We start from the raw sequence: 16,720 nt of genomic DNA on the forward strand, positions 1-16,720 counted from the left end.
TGCCCCACTTTTGCCCCACCAAATCGTTTGGCTGTCGGTGGATGCTGGTGGATCGCGATGGAGGAAAATATAGTCTGTATGCCCTGAATTTACTAGTTTGTAGGATTCCGTCAGCGTCCATGGACATGCATGGAAATCCACCAAATAAGCGCATGGGGTGCAAGGGGTCGAGTGTTCGAATCACTCCGTCCCGACCAAATAACTCCAAAAAATCCAGTCACTTAGCGGTGACTGGATTTTTTATGGGCGGTGAAAAATCCAAGTCAGGCGGAAATACCCCTACTTATACCCCTACTCGGAGACAGCGCTCAATCCTCGGCGTGGCAGCCTTACATTGAACCTCCAGCAGTGCTCTGTCCGTGAGCACTTCTTCACGCGGACATCTCAACGCCAGTCCGCCCTGAGTTGCCTTGATGCTTTCATGTAATGGGACTAATACTAAAGGACTGCTGCGAAGAGGGACGGTCATGCAGACACGCTTTGTTGTAATCCCCGCCATGCCACCAGAGAAAGAGCAGTTTCCTCGCCGTATCGGCGTCCCAGCCGTCCTTGGTGCTGGGTATGATCTCTACGATACCCATGGCAAAACACGGCTGGTTTTGAACTATCCCACCCGGTCGGAGGCGGAGTACGCCTGTGCATGCCGGAATAGCCAGGAAGGTGCTGAAGGTAATCGTCTGATAGGGTACGGATGGGGTCCCGTGCTTTCACATTCTGCGCGGCAAAAGAAAGCCCGCTGCTAGGCGGGCGAGGTCTATCACGTAGGGATGGCATGATTGTCCCTATGGAGCTGTGAAAATTGAGTGAAAGAAAAGTCCTCGCAATGTGATTTAAATTAGCCAGGTTCATTCTGCCTGCTCTGCCTCAACGTGTATTCCACAGCAAAAAGTAACTCCGCCAGTTTACCGTGCGGACCGATCACCATCAGGTCGGCTCCATGTGGACCGGATCTTCAGTATCCGGCCAGTGATGCCGGCTAGGTTTGGTGCCAAGCCACTCGGCCCTTGAATTACAAGCACGAGGTTGGGCATGCGGTTCATCTATGATGCTGAGTTCGAATCACTACGCTTCCGCCACTAATTTTCATTAAAGCCCTGATTTATCAGGGCTTTTTTGTGCCTGATCGGTTTCAGCCCATACCCTAGCCCATACGTTGGGGGCTGGCTTCCAGCGTGCATCGCTGGAATTTTCCGCCGAACGGCCCCTCACTTTTTAACCTGCTGGGCCTGGATACGATGTGCTGGCTGTCGTTGAGTTCATTGTCTTCTGCCTGCCGTGGTGGATGGCCTCCCCCTGTTGCTGCCTTGCCTAGCATTAGCTCGAATACATTTCGTACATAGCCTAGAGTGAAACCCTTTCTAGCTGCGGGGCGACATGTGTGCTCCAACACCGCTGCAGTGGCAGGCACACCAAGTAGTACATGAGCCAGCACGCATAGATGCTGGAATGCAGGTAGCAGCTACCGGATGCCAGCTTGCCATGTGCTAACTCGTGGCGTAGACATGGGCCCCCCTTGAGATTGAACAGCAGGTCAATCGTATAAATCAGGTCGATGCCAAAAACTGACTCCAACTGCTCTCGTCGGGTACCCAGTAGCGCACTCAGCGACCGGTCCTCTTGCAGTAATTCCTCGTCAAGTTTTGATGTATCGATCCCAGCGTCGCTGAGCACATGGCGTAGGGAGTTTTCGAGCTGCGGGAAAAGCAGATGGCAGGCGGTGAAGGGCCGCATCTGGCCGATAGCTCTCTTCCGCGAATGACCGCTTGGGTCGAAAGCTGCCGGCCTTGAAGGGCTGCGGCCAACCCAAAGCGGTCGTAATGCAGCTTCCGAATCAGGTCTTGAGCGGATCGATCCAGCCAGGCCGAAGTCCTGCCTCGTATTCTTTGCGTACGTAAGCGAGCGACTCCGCACATCCCATTTCCGCCTCTATAGCGCCTATGCATCTCCAGCAATCTCCACCGGTATTGCCTGATAGCGGATCATCCGGATTGTCGAGTAGGCATTCGCAGATCGTGCAGTATTGCGGTTTTTTGTTGCTTGTCATAATACGTTTCCGATACGTTCCGTCTTGGCCGCTTGCTGCCTGCCCTGAGGGACAGCCTGGGGAACTCACCTTCGTTATCGGCATCCGCAGCTAGGCTGTCCAGATTTGAAGACCAGTAGGATGGGCGACCGCGGTCGCGATAGTCCTCGGCGCTAACTGCTGAATTAAAGACCCTGGATCGATCCGCATGGCTAATTTCTGGTCGCGCCACCCCTTCAGCAAAAAGCGATGCATGAAGCAGTGCGTTCCCCTCGTTCGCCCCCTGGCTTGGAAGAAGCTTCACCGACTCAAGCCGATGATGAATGCTCACACGTTCAAGTGATGATAGGCAGTCGGTAAGATCGCCATAGGCTGCGAGAGCTGCCATGTCGGTGCCGTGGTTCTCCTCATCGTGCTTATCCCACTGAGGGTTAACGGTGTGGCCAAATAGGCGGATGGCGTCCGACATGTAAGCAAAGATCCATGGCACATTGCGAAGCGTCGCGCCGGTATAGAGGTAGCCACGCTCTCCCTTGTAACGCTGCAGCATGCCTCTCAATTTTCGAAGTAGATGCGACTGATCGCTGCTTGCGCCAACGATGTTGCGCATCATCCCTTGAGGCAGGACGGCTTATTTCGAACGATGAGATATCCCAGGCGCAACTGTTAGGCGCATTTTTGTTGACGTCATTTTTCCATCAACCTAAGATTCGCCGTAAGTGATGGCAAAATGACATATACAAGGATGTTACATGCAGTTTCACTACCTCGTGATGAGGTTGTGCTTAATGGCCTTGGGGCTGTGCGCAGCTCAAACCACCTTCGCGGCTACGGCAGGCGAGCAGGATCTGATTCGCGATCGCCAGGACCGTCTGCTGCAGGAACAGCAGCGCCGCCTTGACGAACTGCGCGGGTTCAGGCCGAGGTTGATGTCTTCAATACCCTTGATTGTTTTCAAGACCTTTCTTTTGATCCGCGTGAGCTGATCCTGAGCCGGCAAGTTGAAATTTTTGGCGGTTACGTCGAAGTGCAAATAGTTACCCCCGGGAAAACAGATCTTCGGAGTAGGCAGCGGGCTCGCATTCATGTTGAACCTCCTAGGTTATGCAGGCGATGGGGCCATGCAAGTGACTCCATCGCCACAGCCAGATTTAGCGGTGGCTAACCACAACCGCTGGGTTATCTACGGGTCCAGGGGTTTGCTTAGCCCAGATACCCTGGTCGATATTCACATCCTGAAAAGCACTAGCGGTCAGGACTGGTTCGGTAACACCCGCTTTACGTTGCTTGTCGTAGTCTGCGAGCAGCCTGAGGCCAACCTTGCACAGTAGCGTCAGGGCGATCAGGTTCACCAGGGCGGAAAGGGTCATGGTGATATCGGCAAACGCGAATACGGTTGATAGGTCTTCCATCGAGCCCCAGAGGATGAGTGCTAGCACGACGGCGCGGTAGCCCAGAAGGACCTTGCGGCTTTCACCAAGGATAAACTTCAGGTTGTTCTCGCCGAGGTAGTAGTTGTAGAGGATCGAGGTAAACACGAACAATGCCAGTGCAGCGCTAATGAAAATGCGCCCCCAGTCGCCCACAACCGCAGCTAGTGAGTTCTGGGTCAGAATGAGACCGTCACCGGCGAAGCCAGCGGTGTAGAAGCCGGACAGCAGGATCAGCAGAGCAGTGCAGGTACAAATGACGAACGTGTCGAAGAACACGCTAAACGCCTGTACCACTCCTTGAGAAATTGGGTGTCTGACATCGGCCACTGCCGCCACGTTTGGTGCACTGCCCAGGCCGGCTTCATTGGCAAACACGCCGCGTTTGACTCCCATCACGATGGCGCTGCCAATGAGGCCGCCGAAAGCCTGGTCCAGGCCGAAGGCGCTTTTGATGATGGTCAGCAGCATCATTGGCACGTGATCGATCTGCAAAACAATCACGTAGAGTGTTACCGCTACGTAGGCTAGCGTCTTCACCGGTACCAACAGGTCTGCCACCTTCGCGATACGCTTGATACCGCCTACAAACACCAGCCCCAGCACGACTGCCAGGACGACGCCCGAATGAGTAGGATCAATGCCGAAGGCATTTTGCAGGGAGTGGGATACGGCATGCGATTGCAGACCGTTGAATGAAAAGCCAAAGGTGACGATGAGCAAAATTGCCATCAGTACGCCGAGCCATCGCTTGTTCAGCCCGTATTCAATGTAGAAGGACGGTCCGCCATAGAATTGGCCGCTGGCATCTTTACGCTTGTACAACTGGGCCAAGCTACATTCCATAAGGGTGGTCGCCATTCCAACCAGGGCTGTGACCCACATCCAGAAGACAGCACCCGGACCACCCATTGTTACAGCAACCCCAACGCCAGCAATGTTGCCTGCACCTACCCGACCCGCGAGGCTTAGCATGAGCGCTTGAAACGAGCTGATTTGCGCTGAACTGCTGGTGAGGCTGTCTTTGAAAACTTTAAACATGTGCAGGAAGTACCGAAGCTGCACAAAGCGTGTCTTGATGGTGAAATAAGTACCTAGTCCGACGACCAGGACGATGAGCAGCTTTCCCGAAAGAAAACCATTGATGGCTTCGAGCATGGCGCAACCTCATTGTTATTATTACTGGGGGTAGTGCGAGCTTCACGCGGCTAATTTAGCCGCGTGGTAAACACATGAACCGCTCAGGAGCGATCTTGCAAAGCCTTGATGTACTTCCACATCAGGGCGGGATTCGAATACATCGGGAAGTGACCGCAATCAGGGATGCACGCCAGTTCCACGCCTTGTGCAGCGATATGGTCGAGATAGGAGAGGTGTGAGTTGGTTACCCCATACATATACTGGCGCGGGAATGGTAGTGCGAGAAACTTTTCCATCAACTGAGCGTTGTCGGACAAATTGACCATCGATTCGAAAATGCCACGCACAGCGCCGGTCCGTACTTTATGTGCGAGGCTGGCGGCATAGAGTGCACTTGCAGGATCCGAAGCCAACCGAGTGCGATTTATAAAATCACGGAAGAAGCCCGCGTCGTCATCACGGTCATGATCGTGGATCTGTCGACTGAGGAAACAATCCTCAGGGGCGATGTTGCCTTCGATATCAACGAAGCTTTGAATGCGATCAGGCTCTTCGTGAGCCAATACCAAGCCGGTCAGTCCCCCCATGGAATGGCCTACCAGATGAAACTTGTCGATCCCGAAATGCTTGAGCACGGCGTGCGCGGTTTTCACCAGGAATGGGATGTTGATGCGCGAGAGGTCGGCACACTCTGTTTCACCGCAGCCTGGCGCATCATAGGCGATGAAGGGGTGTCCTTCGAAAGACGCCTGCAGGGTGATATCGGCGTAGTCCTCTTTTGTAGAACCGAATCCGTGGAGGAACAGGATGGGCGTTTTTGGCCCGGTGCGGTGTATCACAGCCAGATCGAGCTGCACACCATCGATGCTCAGTGGGATTTTCTCGTACGTGAAGCGAGCTGCATGGGACACGGATACAAACTCCTATAACAGAGTCCCCAATCTTGAACGAGCTAAATGATTTGTAAAATACGAAGCCACGAACCCTGTCATACGCCCGGCCTATGACAGTAAATCTTGTCTTGCATGGTCGATCATTGCCTCCACCAATGGATTTTTGTGTTCGCTATGCCAGGCCATGGCCGTGATCACCACTTTTACTTCGGGATGCAGAGGGCGGATGACGACGTTCTCCGGCGCGAGTTTACCCATAGACGTCGGTACCAGTGCGATGCCCTGACCGCAACTGACAAAGGCGACTTGTGACGATACGGACCGCACCTGGTGGACGATGCGCGGTGCGAAGCCGCTGGCTTTGCACTGCCCAACCAGGTAGTCGAAGTACACAGGACTCACATCCCGTGATGCCATGACCAGGGTTTCGTCCGCGAGGGATTGTAGAGAGATTGACTCCCTTGCAGCTAAGGGATGGTCTTTGGGTAGTGCGACAGCCAGCCTATCTTCGGACAACGGCAATGATTGAATATGTCGACCGAGATTCCCTTCCAGGCGTGCGAATGCAATGTCGATATCACCCGCCTCCAGTGCGGGTATGGCTTCCGCGCTATCTATCTCCCGAACCGATACCGTAATCAAGGGATGATTCTGCTTGAAGCGCTCGATCAACGGGGGTAGCACGTCGATCATGGCCGATGTAATCGCTCCGATGGTCACCACGCCGGCATGGCCTGCGACGGCTTCGTGAACCGCCAACTCTAGTCGCTCCAGTTGATCAGCGAATTTCCGGACCGCGGGAAGAATCGCGGCGCCGGCGGCGGTCAGCTGTGCACCGCGGCGAGAACGGGTAAAAAGTTGAACGCGTAGCGACTGTTCGAGCGCCTGGATCTGCTCGGTCAACGGCGGTTGCGACATACCCAGCCGCTTGGCCGCGCGACTGAAATTTTGGTCTTCTGCCACAGCCAGGAACAGCCAAAGGTGGCGTATCAAGCGAAAGTTGATCACGGCGCTTTTCCATAGGTTTAGGATATAACAAGCTTAGCTTCTTCGTAATATACGTATCAAATCTCAGCGCCGATACTCAAGCCTCACCTATAAGAGGCCTGCAACAGATGAGCTTGAAAGTCCCGCTTGAACGCCTGGCTGCGCTCGATACCAACACAGTGTCGGACGCTCTGGACTTCCTCGAACTGCCTGGCGCCACTAATGGCCTGATGCCGCTCTGGAACTGCCCCAAAATCGTCGGCCGAGCCAGCACCGTGCAGTTGGGGCCAAAGCAGGACGTGGCGCCCACCGTTCACCTGATTACCCCGGTCGTGGAGCATGTCACCACCGATGACCGAGTGCTGGTGATCGCCGGTGGTGTCGACGGTATTTCCAGCTGGGGCGACATACTCGCCAACGCAGCCCAGCGCAAAGGCATCCGTGGGTCGATCATCGATGGCTTCAGCCGCGACATCCGCGGCAGCGCCGATATCGGTTACCCGGTCTTCGGTCGCGGCGTGACCATGATCAGCGCGCGCAACAGGCTCATCCAGATCGATGCAGCCGTCAAAGTTCGCATGGCTGGTGTTGAAGTTGATGAGGGCGACTATGTGATCGCCGACGAATGCGGCACGGTTTTCGTTCCGGCCAATGCCATCGAGAAAGTGCTTGATCTGGCCGAGCGTATTGACCGCCGCCAAGCCGGCATGGTCGACGCTGTCCGCGCCGGTCGCTCGGTCGAAGAAGTCATGCACGACACGCAATTCGAAGCCATCAAGGTGGAGCACTGATATGAGCCTTTCTGATAAAGACCTGGTCGCCTTGTTCGAAGGCTTGGATACCCCGGGCGTGTCCGACGCGATGGATAAACTGGGGCTTCCAGGCCAGGCCTTCGGTATCGCGCCATTGGCCAACTACAGCCAGGTCGTGGTCGGCCCTGCCTTCACTGTTCAGTACGTCAGTGCCAGTACACCGCCCGGCACTGTCGGTGACTTCATTGATGAAGTAGCACCAGGCGATGTGGTGGTCATCGCCAATGACGGCCGTACCGATTGCACGGTGTGGGGCGACATCATGACCCAGTACGCACTGGCCCGTGGTATTGCCGGCACGGTCATTGACGGAGTCTGCCGCGATGTGAACAAGGCGCTGGGCGAGGGCTACCCGCTGTTCAGCAAAGGCCGTTTCATGCGTACCGGTAAGGACCGCGTGGAAGTCGCGGCTGTAAACCAGCCGGTGTCGGTTGGCCAAGCTCGAGTTTGCGCCCGCGACATCGTTGTCGCTGACGCCAATGGTGTCGTCATCGTCCCGCGTAATCGTGCTCAGGAGGTCGCTGAAACGGCACGTCGTATCGAACATGTCGAAGCGCAAATCCGCGAACAGATCGCCACTGGCAAGAGCCTCAAAGAAGCGCGTGCCGCCCTCGGTTACCACTCCCTGCAGAGCAAACAGCCATGAGCCTTCCACACGATTATCAGAACATTGTAAAGGTCCTCGGTAGTTCCACCCTGTACGAGGCCTCTGGGCTGCCGTCTGCAGTCGACCGCGAGATTCGCGCTGTCTGGAAGGGCGCCTTTATTGCCGCACCCGCTTACCCGCTGCAGTGTTCGCCTGGTGACAACCTGGGCCTGCACTTGGCCGTGGCCAAAGCGCCGCGCGGTAGCGTCCTGGTCTGTGATTGCGCCGACTTCATTGCTGGCTACTGGGGTGAAGTGCTCACGGTGGCGGCGCAAGCCGCAGGCATTGTCGGTTTGGTAATCAATGGCGGCGTACGCGACATCGCCGCGCTTGAAGCGCATGGCTTCCCAGTGTTTGCGCGTGGTATATCGGTCAAAGGTACCGTCAAGGCGACTACGCCTTCAGTAGGTAAACCGTTCGACTTTAGCGGTGCACAAGTAAGCGCCGGCGATCTGGTCGTCGCGGACGAGGACGGTGTGATCATCATCCCGGCGGATGCAGTCGAACGCACGCTACGCGAAGGCCAGAAACGTGCGGACAAAGAGGCATTGTTCATGGCCAAGCTACGCGAGGGTCACACCACCATGGACCTGATGGGCCTTACTCACCCGGAGGAACACGCGTGAGCCTGGAAACGCTGAACCGTCGCTTGGAGGCTGCCAAGCCTTCGGCAACCTACAAGATCATCGACCGCGTGGCTGCGCGACGCGCAGAAGGGGCGAAGATCATTTCGCTTTGCGCGGGTGAGCCTGACTTCGATACGCCGGAGCACATCCGTACCGCAGCGATCAGTGCAATCAACAATGGTCAAACTCGTTACACCCAAGTGGCCGGCCTTCGTGCGTTGCGGGAAGCCATCGCGCGCAAATACCAGCGTGAAAATGGTCTCGACATCAGCTGGCAGGACACGCTGGTTTGCAGCGGCGGCAAGCAGGTCATCTTCAATGCCCTGGCCGCAACCCTCAACGAAGGCGACGAAGTTGTGATCCCCGCGCCGTACTGGGTCAGCTATCCAGAAATGGTTGAGCTGTGTGGTGGCGAGTCGCGCATTGTTGCCTGTGGCGCCGAATCGAGCTTCAAGTTGACCCCGCAAGCACTGGCCGAAGCCATCGGCCCGAACACCCGCTGGCTGATCCTGAATTCGCCGTCCAATCCCACGGGCGCCGTGTACGATCGCGGCGAACTGCAAGCGCTGGCCGAGGTGTTGCTGGCCCATCCGCAGGTTCTGATTCTGGCTGACGACATCTATGAGCACCTGATTTTCGACAATCGTGATTTCCTCACGCTTGCCCAGGTTGAACCACGTCTGGCTGCACGGACGTTGACCATGAACGGCGTGTCGAAGGCCTATGCCATGACGGGTTGGCGAATCGGGTTTGCTACCGGTCCTCGCTGGCTGCTTGAGGCGATGGAGAAGCTTCAGGGGCAGCAGACGTCAGGCGCCTGTTCCATCTCGCAGCACGCAGCAATCGCTGCCCTTGACGGCCCGAAGGACTTCATCGCCCATAGCCGCGAAGTCTTCCAGCGGCGTCGCGATTTCATGGTCGAGCTGCTCAACCAGGCGCCGGGCATCAGTTGCGAAGTTCCAGGAGGGGCTTTCTACGCTTTCGCCGACTGTTCTGGGCTGATCGGCAAGCGTTCTCCCGCCGGCTGTGAGTTGGTCAACGATGAGGCCGTGGCCCTGGCCTTGCTGGAGGAGGCCAACGTTGCAGTCGTCCAGGGCAGTGCTTTTGGTCTTTCAGGGTACTTGCGCATTGCTTACGCGCTCGATGATGACTCGCTGCGTGCGGCGTGCCAGGCCATCCACCGCTTCTGCGAGGGCGCACGATAGCTAGATAACGACGCTGAAGTAGAGCAGCGTAAGGCTGCACCTCCTCAATTGCATACGTGCGATACAGGTGGTGCAGCCTTTTTGTTTGGACGCAGCCAATGTCCGCTCTGGATAGGTGCTGACAAGTTATCTAATGACTCAAAAAGAAGCAGAAACACGAGCTGTTTGAAAAGTTTTTTCTATCAAAGATGGGTAAAAAAACTCGTTTGCCTAAGTTTTTTCTATCGATGAACATAGCCAAAAGGTCAAGCCACCCTGAGGAAAATAACAATGAACGGCTCACCATTTGGAATGTTATTTGTTGCATCTGACATTGATGCAGTGCATGAACTTGAATTCAACCGCTGGTACGACGAGGAGCATCTTCCGGACCGTGCATCGATGGCCGGAGTGATCAAGGCAACACGCTTTAAATCCCCATCCGATTCTCCCAAATACCTCGCGCTCTATTGGGCAGAGGGCATCTCTGTCTTCGACTGCCCGGAATATGCGCATGCGTTCAAGTACCAGTCTGTCTGGTCCAAGAAGATTCTTCCGCTCATGCAGAACCCCACCCGTCGCATCGGTGAAGCTTTTGGGCAATTTGACCAGCCTGGAGGGGAGTGGGTGGCAGTCGTCGCAGCAGCCGAAGCAACTGAACCTCGCTCGCTGAACACGCTTCATTCAGCACTTGCCGAGATCCCAGGGTACATCCAGAGCTACGCTATAAGTCCCGTGCAAGCGCTGAGCTTGCCGTTGCCCCAGGAAGCCGGCAACCCGCGGCCGATGGCTCCCATGCTCATCGTGGAGTGCGCCAGCGAAAGTGCGGCGCGACAGGCTGCCGAAACCAGCCTGATCCATTTGCGCCCCGGTAGCACTCGTTTTGGCGTGTATCAGAGACTGAGCAAGGACTCGGTTGGGGAGGTGCGTTGATGAACACTTCGATCGCATCCGTGGATCAGTCAGGACCCATCGGCACCGAAAATCCTGGCAAGCGCGCTGACATCAGGCGACTCGCCGCTGCCAGTTCGATTGGGACTACGCTCGAATGGTATGACTTCACGGTCTACAACCTGATGGCGGCGCTGGTCTTCAATGTCATCTTCTTCCCTTCGTTCGACCCATTGGCAGGTACCGTCATTGCGTTCTCCACCTACGCGGTGGGCTATGTCTCACGCCCTCTGGGCGGGATCGTCTTCGGCAGCCTGGGCGACAAGCTCGGCCGGCGCTGGGTGTTGGTGGCGACACTGATCTTGATGGGGACGGTGACCGGGCTGATGGGATTGTTACCTACCTATGAAACCTGGGGTATTTGGAGCCCAATTCTTCTGGTCCTGCTGCGCTTCCTGCAGGGAGCGGCCATTGGTGGGGAGTGGGCCGGATCAGTACTGTTGTCCATGGAGCATGGCGAAGATCGCCATCGTGGTCGGAATGCTTCCTTCACACAGGTGGGGCCGGCCTGCGGGACCCTGTTGGGTGCCGGGTTCATCGCCTTGATCACTTTCGTCATGACGCCAGAGACGTTCCAGGAGTGGGGCTGGCGTATTCCATTCCTGTCCAGTGTCTTGCTGGTGATGCTCGGTTTCTGGCTGCGTCGTGGTGTAGATGAAACGCCGGTATTTAAGTCGATCGAGGCGAAGGAAGCCAAAGTCGACGCACCTGTGCGGGAAGTGTTCGTTGGGCACTGGCGGCGGTTGCTGGTCGCAGGCGGCGCACGTATCGGCTCGGACATCGTCTACGCGTTGCTGGTGGTATTCACGCTCGCTTATGTGACTAACGTCCTGCACTTACCTCGCTCTACTGCGCTGACTGCCACGATTATCGGTTCTGTGTTCCATGCCGTCAGTGTTCCGCTGTTCGGTATGCTCTCCGACCGAGTGGGACGCCGGCCGGTTTACGCGTTGGGAGCTGTGCTATCGATTGGTTGGGGGTTCGTGTTCTTCGTCTTGCTAGATACCGCATCCCCCGTGCTCATCTGCCTGGCAGTCATTGTCGGCATGATCTTCCAGGCAATGATGTTCGGCCCCCAAGCTGCTTTCGTTACCGAGCAATTCCCTACTCGCGTCAGATATGCCGGATCGTCGTTGGCTTATACCTTGGCCGGCATTGTGGGAAGCGGACTGGCCCCACTGGTTATCACGGGGATATTCAAGGTCTACGAGTCTTCGTTCGCAGTCAGCCTATATATCGCCGGCGGGCTGATCATCACCTTGATAGCGCTTGCATTCGCACGTGAAACCGCGAAGAAACCGTTGGAAGAATAATCCGAAATAGACAGGCAACTTCCTGATGCCCAATTGGGTTGCCTGTCAAAACTTCGCTGTGGGATCAAGCCATGCGAGATATAGACATTATTGAAACGCCTGCCGCCGAATTACTGTTTAGCCCGTCAGGGTGTGGTGCAGTGCTTGTTGATAGTTCCCAATCGGTGTTTTCGCCAAGCGTGCAAAGAAAGTTTTTTTCACTGGCGCGCGCACTGAAAACTGATCAACAGATCAGCGAATTGGTGCTCGGGGTGAACAATCTGTTGGTCATGTTTGACCCGCTCGTTAGTTCACCGTCGACGATTGAACAACTGATTCAGAGCCTTTGGCTGTATCCCGACGCGCTTCCTTCCACCCCCAGGGTTATGGAAATCCCGGTGAGCTACGGCGGTGAAACCGGTGAGGACCTGGACATGCTCGCCGAGCACGCGGGGCTCAGCATTGACCAGTGGATCAACTATCACAGTAACGCGACCTACGAGGTAGCGTGTGTCGGCTCCATGCCCGGCTTCGCCTACCTGACCGGGCTACCCCCTGAACTGGCCAAACCCAGAAGAGCGTCGCCGCGGGCACAGCTCGCCAAAGGTACTGTGATTATTGGTGGGGCCCAGGCCGGTGTAATGCCATGCACCGCACCCTCAGGCTGGCACGCGATAGGGCGTACTGACGTCGATCTGTTCGACATTCAAAGACAGCAGCCATGCCTGCTGTTGCCCGGCGATCAAGTCCGGTTCCTGGTTCGGGAGGTCGCGTCATGATCGAAGTACTGAGTGGTGGTGCGCTGAACCTGGTCCAGGATCTCGGGCGCTCGGGGTGCATGGCGATGGGGGTTAGCCGTAGTGGCGCCATGGATGCGCCCGCGCTGATGATTGCTAACTGGCTGGTTGGCAACCTGGAAAACGCTGCAGGTCTTGAAGTGAACATCTTTCCGTTCCGTTTCAAGGCAGAGCGCGAGTTACTCGTCAGTTGCACCGGTGCACACTGCGCACTGAAGGTAGATGGGTATCCCGTACCCAGTTGGACTTGCCTGGAGATCAGGGCTGGCCAACAGGTTGTGGTTGAGCGCCCACGCTTGGGTGTCAGGGCTTATCTTGCGTTTTCAGGTGGTGTTGACGCACCGGTGCAATTGGGTTCCCGTGCGACAGATCTGAAAGCGGGGTTCGGCGGTCATGAAGGGCGGGGCCTCAATCGTGGTGACCGTCTTCAACTGTTGCCCCAAAGCCTTTCGTTAGCAGGACGTGCCATCCTGCCCCTTGAGCGGGTGCAGCATGCAGAGGCTATGCGCGGCCAGCAGGTGACGGTGCGGGCGATCGCTGCAGCTCAGGCTGACGACTTTTCCTCCACTTCGTTGGACGCGTTCTATTCCACTCCCTACGAAGTCACTCCGCAGTCCAACCGGGTCGGTTACCGCCTCCAGGGCCAACCCCTGCATACAGTTCGACCCATCGAATTGCTCTCTCATGGCATTGCGCCGGGCACTGTTCAGGTGCCGCCGGCAGGGCAACCCATCGTGCAACTGGCAGAAGCCAATACCTGTGGCGGCTATCCAAAGATCGCCACGGTGCTCGATTGCGACCTATGGCGCCTTGCCCAAGCAGGCGTCGGCTGCAGCATCCATTTCAAGCCCGTCACTGTAGCCGAGGGCATCGAAGCCCTTGCCCAGCACCGTGCGGCACTCGCAAACATTCAGCGACACCTGGGCGTCAGCTCATCAGCCTGATTCGAGGAACAGACAATGAACAACAAAACTTTACGCATCGATATCAACTCGGACATGGGCGAAGGCTTCGGCCCCTGGAAAATGGGTGACGATGAAGCCATCCTCGATATGGTCACCTCTGCTAATGTCGCCTGCGGATTGCATGCCGGCGACCCTGAGATCATGGCTACCACCTTCGCCCAGGCCAAAGCCAAGGGCGTAGCAGTGGGAGCCCATCCCGGTTTTCCAGACCTGTGGGGTTTCGGTCGAAGAGTGATTCCGCACACGATCGGCGAAATTGAGCGTTTCGTTGCCTACCAAGTCGGTGCAGCTGTGGCGCTGTCCAGTTACGCCGGTCACCCCATCACGTTCGTCAAAGCCCATGGTGCGCTCGGGAATCTCACCCAAACGGACCCTGAGGTTGCCAAGGCGATCGCCAAGGCCGTCAAAGCCGTCGACCCCAAGCTCGTCTGCGTCACATTCGCGGGTGGACTCATGATTCCGATTGCCAATGATATGGGCCTCGAAACTCGTGCAGAGGTCTTCGCGGACCGTGCATATACCGAGGCGGGCCATCTGGTTCATCGCAAGGAGCCTGGTGCAGTGCTCCACGACGTGGAATTCGCCGCCCAGCGCATGCTGCGCATGGTTCAGGCAGGCGGTATCGAAACGGTGAGCGGACGCATGCTTCCAGTTCATATCGACACCATCTGTGTGCACAGCGACACGCCAGGTGCAATCAGCATGGCACGGGTACTACGCAAGACCTTGGAGTTGGCCGGCGTCCAGGTTTGTGCTTTCGCTGAGGGATCCCGCTGATGGACAAACCCCTTGTCGAACGGCTCGTCAGCCTGCTCGAAAACAGCGCATTGAGTGAAATCGAATATTCGGCAGACGGCACCCGTATTCGGTTGGTCAAAGAGTCGGGGTGGACGGTGCCCCTGCAGCCTCGCCCACCTGAAGCGCAGTCATCAATGGCAACGCCGACACGCCAATCGAGTTGGACCATTGATGCCGGATTGACTGGCATTTTCTACCGCGCCCCTTCGCCGGATGAGTCCGCTTTCGTCGATGTTGGCACTGTCATTGAGGAAGGCCAGCAGGTAGGAATCATTGAGGCGATGAAGATGCTAAACGTGCTCGAAAGCGAGCGCAGCGGGCGTGTGGTGCGCATCTTGGTAGAGGACGGTGCTTCGGTAGAGGCAGGGACGCCGCTGTTCGAGCTGCAATCGATGGAGGATGGCCATGTTTGACTCAGTCTTGATCGCCAACCGAGGCGAGATCGCCTTGAGAATCCTGCGTGCTTGCCGGGCATTGCAGATTCGGACTATTGCCGTGCATTCCTCGGCAGACGCCGATCTGCGCCATGTGCAATTGGCCGATCAGGCACTGTGCATTGGCCCCGCCGCCTCGGCTCAAAGTTACTTGGATATCGGTCGCCTGCTGGAGGCCGCCGAGCTAACCGGTGCGGGCGCCATCCACCCCGGCTACGGCTTTTTGTCTGAGCGTGCCGATTTTGCCGAGGCTGTAGAACGCTCCGGTCGAGTGTACATCGGCCCCACCGCTGCAGCCATTCGCCTGATGGGCGATAAGGTCAGTGCCAAAAAGGCCATGCTGGAATCCGGCGTGCCTTGCGTGCCCGGCTCGAACGGCGCTCTGCCTGGCGACCCACAGGCGGTGGCTGACATAGCCCGACATGTGGGGTATCCGCTGATTGTGAAGGCAGCAGGTGGTGGAGGCGGGCGGGGAATGCGCATCGTCCGCGAGCCAAGCCAGTTGGCTCAGGCGGTGATCACCACGCGGGAAGAAGCCAATCGTGCGTTTGGTAACCCGGCCCTTTACATCGAACGTTTTCTCGAAAATCCGCGGCACATCGAAATCCAGATCCTGGCAGACGGATTCGGCAATGCGGTATGGCTCGGTGAGCGTGACTGTTCCATGCAACGGCGGCATCAGAAGGTGATCGAAGAATCTCCTGCCCCCGGTGTTTCAAGAGAGGCGATCGCAGAGATCGGGCAACGCTGCGTCGACGCCTGCGTGCACATCGGCTATCGCGGCGCGGGCACTTTCGAGTTTCTCTACGAAGACGGGGCTTTCTACTTCATCGAGATGAATACCCGAATCCAGGTCGAGCATCCGGTGACTGAGTTGGTGACCGGTATCGATCTGGTGGTGGAGCAGTTGCGAATCGCCCGGGGGGAGCCTCTGTCGTTCGGCCAGAAAGATGTCGCCGTGACCGGGCACGCGATTGAGTGTCGCATCAACGCCGAGGATCCATGGCGGTTCACGCCGGCACCGGGCACAGTTGACCATTGGCTTGCGCCTGGCGGCCCGGGAGTTCGTGTCGAGTCCCACTTGTATTCCGGGTACCAAGTACCGGCCCACTACGACTCGCTGGTGGCCAAGATACTTACGTATGGCAGCAACCGCGAGGAGGCCGTCAACAGGATGCGCCAGGCACTAGAAGAAACCGTGCTGGAGGGGATTTCATGCACCATTCCACTGCACAGACGATTGATGGATGAACCTGGGTTCACAGCTGGCGGCTACAACATCCATCACCTGGAACATCTTTTCGAACAAGGCTTTGGTCAGTCTGCGGAGAGCCCTCATGAGCGTTGAAGAACTCGCGGTACTGATTGAGCAGTTGCAGGGGCGAGGTATTGCGAGATGTGAGTACGAAACTGAGCAGGGGTCAGTGGTTCTGGTCTTCGCGTTACAATCCCGTACATCTGTCGTGGAACCGGTTCAACTGCCTGTCCCGGGTCGCCAGGATACTTTAGTCGAGGCTCCGAAGGCCGGCCGGTTCTTGTCTTCCCATCCTTTGCAGGGCGTCGCTCTGGCGGCCGTTGGCGAACCTGTCGAGGCGGGTGCAATCATCGGCTTCATTCAGGTTGGGGAGTCCCTTCAACCCGTCAAAGTGAAAGCTGCCGGCGTCATGGTCGGCTACTGCCCGGTCGACGGCGAGCTTGTCGGCTACGGGGCGCCAATCGCAAGGCTGATCCCTTCCTAAGGG

General features: G+C 56.9%; 19 protein-coding genes. 14 read left to right on the top strand and 5 right to left on the bottom strand.

All coding sequences use genetic code 11. The annotated features are described in order from the left end of the window. Positions 1-467: 467 nt before the first annotated feature. Positions 468-743 carry a hypothetical protein gene (locus ACIPIJ_RS22585; protein ID WP_401080742.1) on the top strand — a complete coding sequence of 92 codons (276 nt, stop codon included), beginning with the start codon at positions 468-470 and terminating at the stop codon, positions 741-743. Positions 744-1,341: 598 nt separating this feature from the next. Here the strand turns inward: ACIPIJ_RS22585 and ACIPIJ_RS22590 are convergent. Together ACIPIJ_RS22590 and ACIPIJ_RS22595 are read right to left on the bottom strand one after the other, a co-directional pair. Next, positions 1,342-1,731 carry a DUF4209 domain-containing protein gene (locus tag ACIPIJ_RS22590; protein ID WP_401080744.1) on the bottom strand — a complete coding sequence of 130 codons (390 nt, stop codon included), beginning with the start codon at positions 1,729-1,731 and terminating at the stop codon, positions 1,342-1,344. A 248-nt stretch (positions 1,732-1,979) separates the two neighbouring features. Continuing rightward, positions 1,980-2,480, bottom strand: a complete 501-nt coding sequence (locus ACIPIJ_RS22595; protein WP_401081333.1) for a S8 family serine peptidase — start codon at positions 2,478-2,480, stop codon at positions 1,980-1,982. Between the two features lie 295 nt (positions 2,481-2,775). Between ACIPIJ_RS22595 and ACIPIJ_RS22600 the strand changes: the two genes are divergently transcribed. Next, positions 2,776-3,009: a hypothetical protein gene (locus tag ACIPIJ_RS22600; protein ID WP_401080747.1), complete on the top strand. Its 234-nt coding sequence runs from the start codon at positions 2,776-2,778 to the stop codon at positions 3,007-3,009. A gap of 165 nt (positions 3,010-3,174) precedes the next feature. Here the strand turns inward: ACIPIJ_RS22600 and ACIPIJ_RS22605 are convergent, their stop codons facing one another. The 3 genes from ACIPIJ_RS22605 to ACIPIJ_RS22615 form a co-directional block, all read right to left on the bottom strand. Beyond that, positions 3,175-4,611 carry an alanine/glycine:cation symporter family protein gene (locus ACIPIJ_RS22605; RefSeq protein WP_401080749.1) on the bottom strand — a complete coding sequence of 479 codons (1,437 nt, stop codon included), beginning with the start codon at positions 4,609-4,611 and terminating at the stop codon, positions 3,175-3,177. 83 nt (positions 4,612-4,694) lie between these two features. Further along, positions 4,695-5,504, bottom strand: a complete 810-nt coding sequence (locus tag ACIPIJ_RS22610) for an alpha/beta fold hydrolase (RefSeq protein WP_401080752.1) — start codon at positions 5,502-5,504, stop codon at positions 4,695-4,697. Between the two features lie 90 nt (positions 5,505-5,594). Beyond that, entirely contained in the window at positions 5,595-6,494 is a 900-nt protein-coding gene (locus tag ACIPIJ_RS22615; protein ID WP_387524247.1) for a LysR family transcriptional regulator, read from the bottom strand. Between the two features lie 107 nt (positions 6,495-6,601). On the opposite strand from ACIPIJ_RS22615, the gene ACIPIJ_RS22620 reads away from it, so the two are divergent. The 12 genes from ACIPIJ_RS22620 to ACIPIJ_RS22675 all read left to right on the top strand — a co-directional run bounded on the left by ACIPIJ_RS22620 (position 6,602) and on the right by ACIPIJ_RS22675 (position 16,717). Further along, complete coding sequence (locus ACIPIJ_RS22620) at positions 6,602-7,264, top strand: RraA family protein (RefSeq protein ID WP_401080755.1); 663 nt, start codon at positions 6,602-6,604, stop codon at positions 7,262-7,264. A 1-nt stretch (position 7,265) separates the two neighbouring features. After that, positions 7,266-7,931: an RraA family protein gene (locus ACIPIJ_RS22625; RefSeq protein WP_387524243.1), complete on the top strand. Its 666-nt coding sequence runs from the start codon at positions 7,266-7,268 to the stop codon at positions 7,929-7,931. Continuing rightward, a complete protein-coding gene (locus ACIPIJ_RS22630; protein ID WP_060545570.1) occupies positions 7,928-8,557 on the top strand; it encodes an RraA family protein in 630 nt (209 codons plus the stop codon). The genes ACIPIJ_RS22625 and ACIPIJ_RS22630 overlap by 4 nt, the downstream gene beginning before the upstream one ends. Further along, positions 8,554-9,762: a pyridoxal phosphate-dependent aminotransferase gene (locus tag ACIPIJ_RS22635; RefSeq protein WP_401080759.1), complete on the top strand. Its 1,209-nt coding sequence runs from the start codon at positions 8,554-8,556 to the stop codon at positions 9,760-9,762. The genes ACIPIJ_RS22630 and ACIPIJ_RS22635 overlap by 4 nt, the downstream gene beginning before the upstream one ends. A gap of 270 nt (positions 9,763-10,032) precedes the next feature. Continuing rightward, positions 10,033-10,674, top strand: coding sequence for a hypothetical protein (locus ACIPIJ_RS22640; RefSeq protein ID WP_401080762.1), 642 nt, complete (start codon positions 10,033-10,035; stop codon positions 10,672-10,674). Further along, positions 10,674-12,005, top strand: a complete 1,332-nt coding sequence (locus ACIPIJ_RS22645) for an MFS transporter (RefSeq protein ID WP_401080765.1) — start codon at positions 10,674-10,676, stop codon at positions 12,003-12,005. Before ACIPIJ_RS22640 ends, ACIPIJ_RS22645 begins: the two co-directional genes overlap by 1 nt. 71 nt (positions 12,006-12,076) lie before the next feature. After that, positions 12,077-12,763, top strand: coding sequence for a 5-oxoprolinase subunit PxpB (pxpB, locus tag ACIPIJ_RS22650; protein ID WP_401080768.1), 687 nt, complete (start codon positions 12,077-12,079; stop codon positions 12,761-12,763). Continuing rightward, a complete protein-coding gene (locus ACIPIJ_RS22655; RefSeq protein WP_401080771.1) occupies positions 12,760-13,725 on the top strand; it encodes a biotin-dependent carboxyltransferase family protein in 966 nt (321 codons plus the stop codon). Before pxpB ends, ACIPIJ_RS22655 begins: the two co-directional genes overlap by 4 nt. A 15-nt stretch (positions 13,726-13,740) precedes the next feature. Further along, positions 13,741-14,523 carry a LamB/YcsF family protein gene (locus tag ACIPIJ_RS22660; RefSeq protein WP_266033111.1) on the top strand — a complete coding sequence of 261 codons (783 nt, stop codon included), beginning with the start codon at positions 13,741-13,743 and terminating at the stop codon, positions 14,521-14,523. After that, a complete protein-coding gene (locus ACIPIJ_RS22665; protein WP_279838973.1) occupies positions 14,523-14,957 on the top strand; it encodes a biotin/lipoyl-containing protein in 435 nt (144 codons plus the stop codon). Before ACIPIJ_RS22660 ends, ACIPIJ_RS22665 begins: the two co-directional genes overlap by 1 nt. Further along, positions 14,950-16,326: an acetyl-CoA carboxylase biotin carboxylase subunit gene (gene accC / locus ACIPIJ_RS22670; protein ID WP_266033117.1), complete on the top strand. Its 1,377-nt coding sequence runs from the start codon at positions 14,950-14,952 to the stop codon at positions 16,324-16,326. Before ACIPIJ_RS22665 ends, accC begins: the two co-directional genes overlap by 8 nt. After that, the gene (locus tag ACIPIJ_RS22675) at positions 16,316-16,717 is read left to right on the top strand and encodes a hypothetical protein (protein ID WP_279838976.1); all 402 of its coding nucleotides are present in this window, start codon (positions 16,316-16,318) and stop codon (positions 16,715-16,717) included. The genes accC and ACIPIJ_RS22675 overlap by 11 nt, the downstream gene beginning before the upstream one ends. The last annotated feature ends 3 nt before the right edge of the window (positions 16,718-16,720 follow it).

It is taken from the genome of Pseudomonas sp. NPDC087185 (genome assembly GCF_044744955.1).
Classification (GTDB): Bacteria; Pseudomonadota; Gammaproteobacteria; order Pseudomonadales; family Pseudomonadaceae; genus Aquipseudomonas.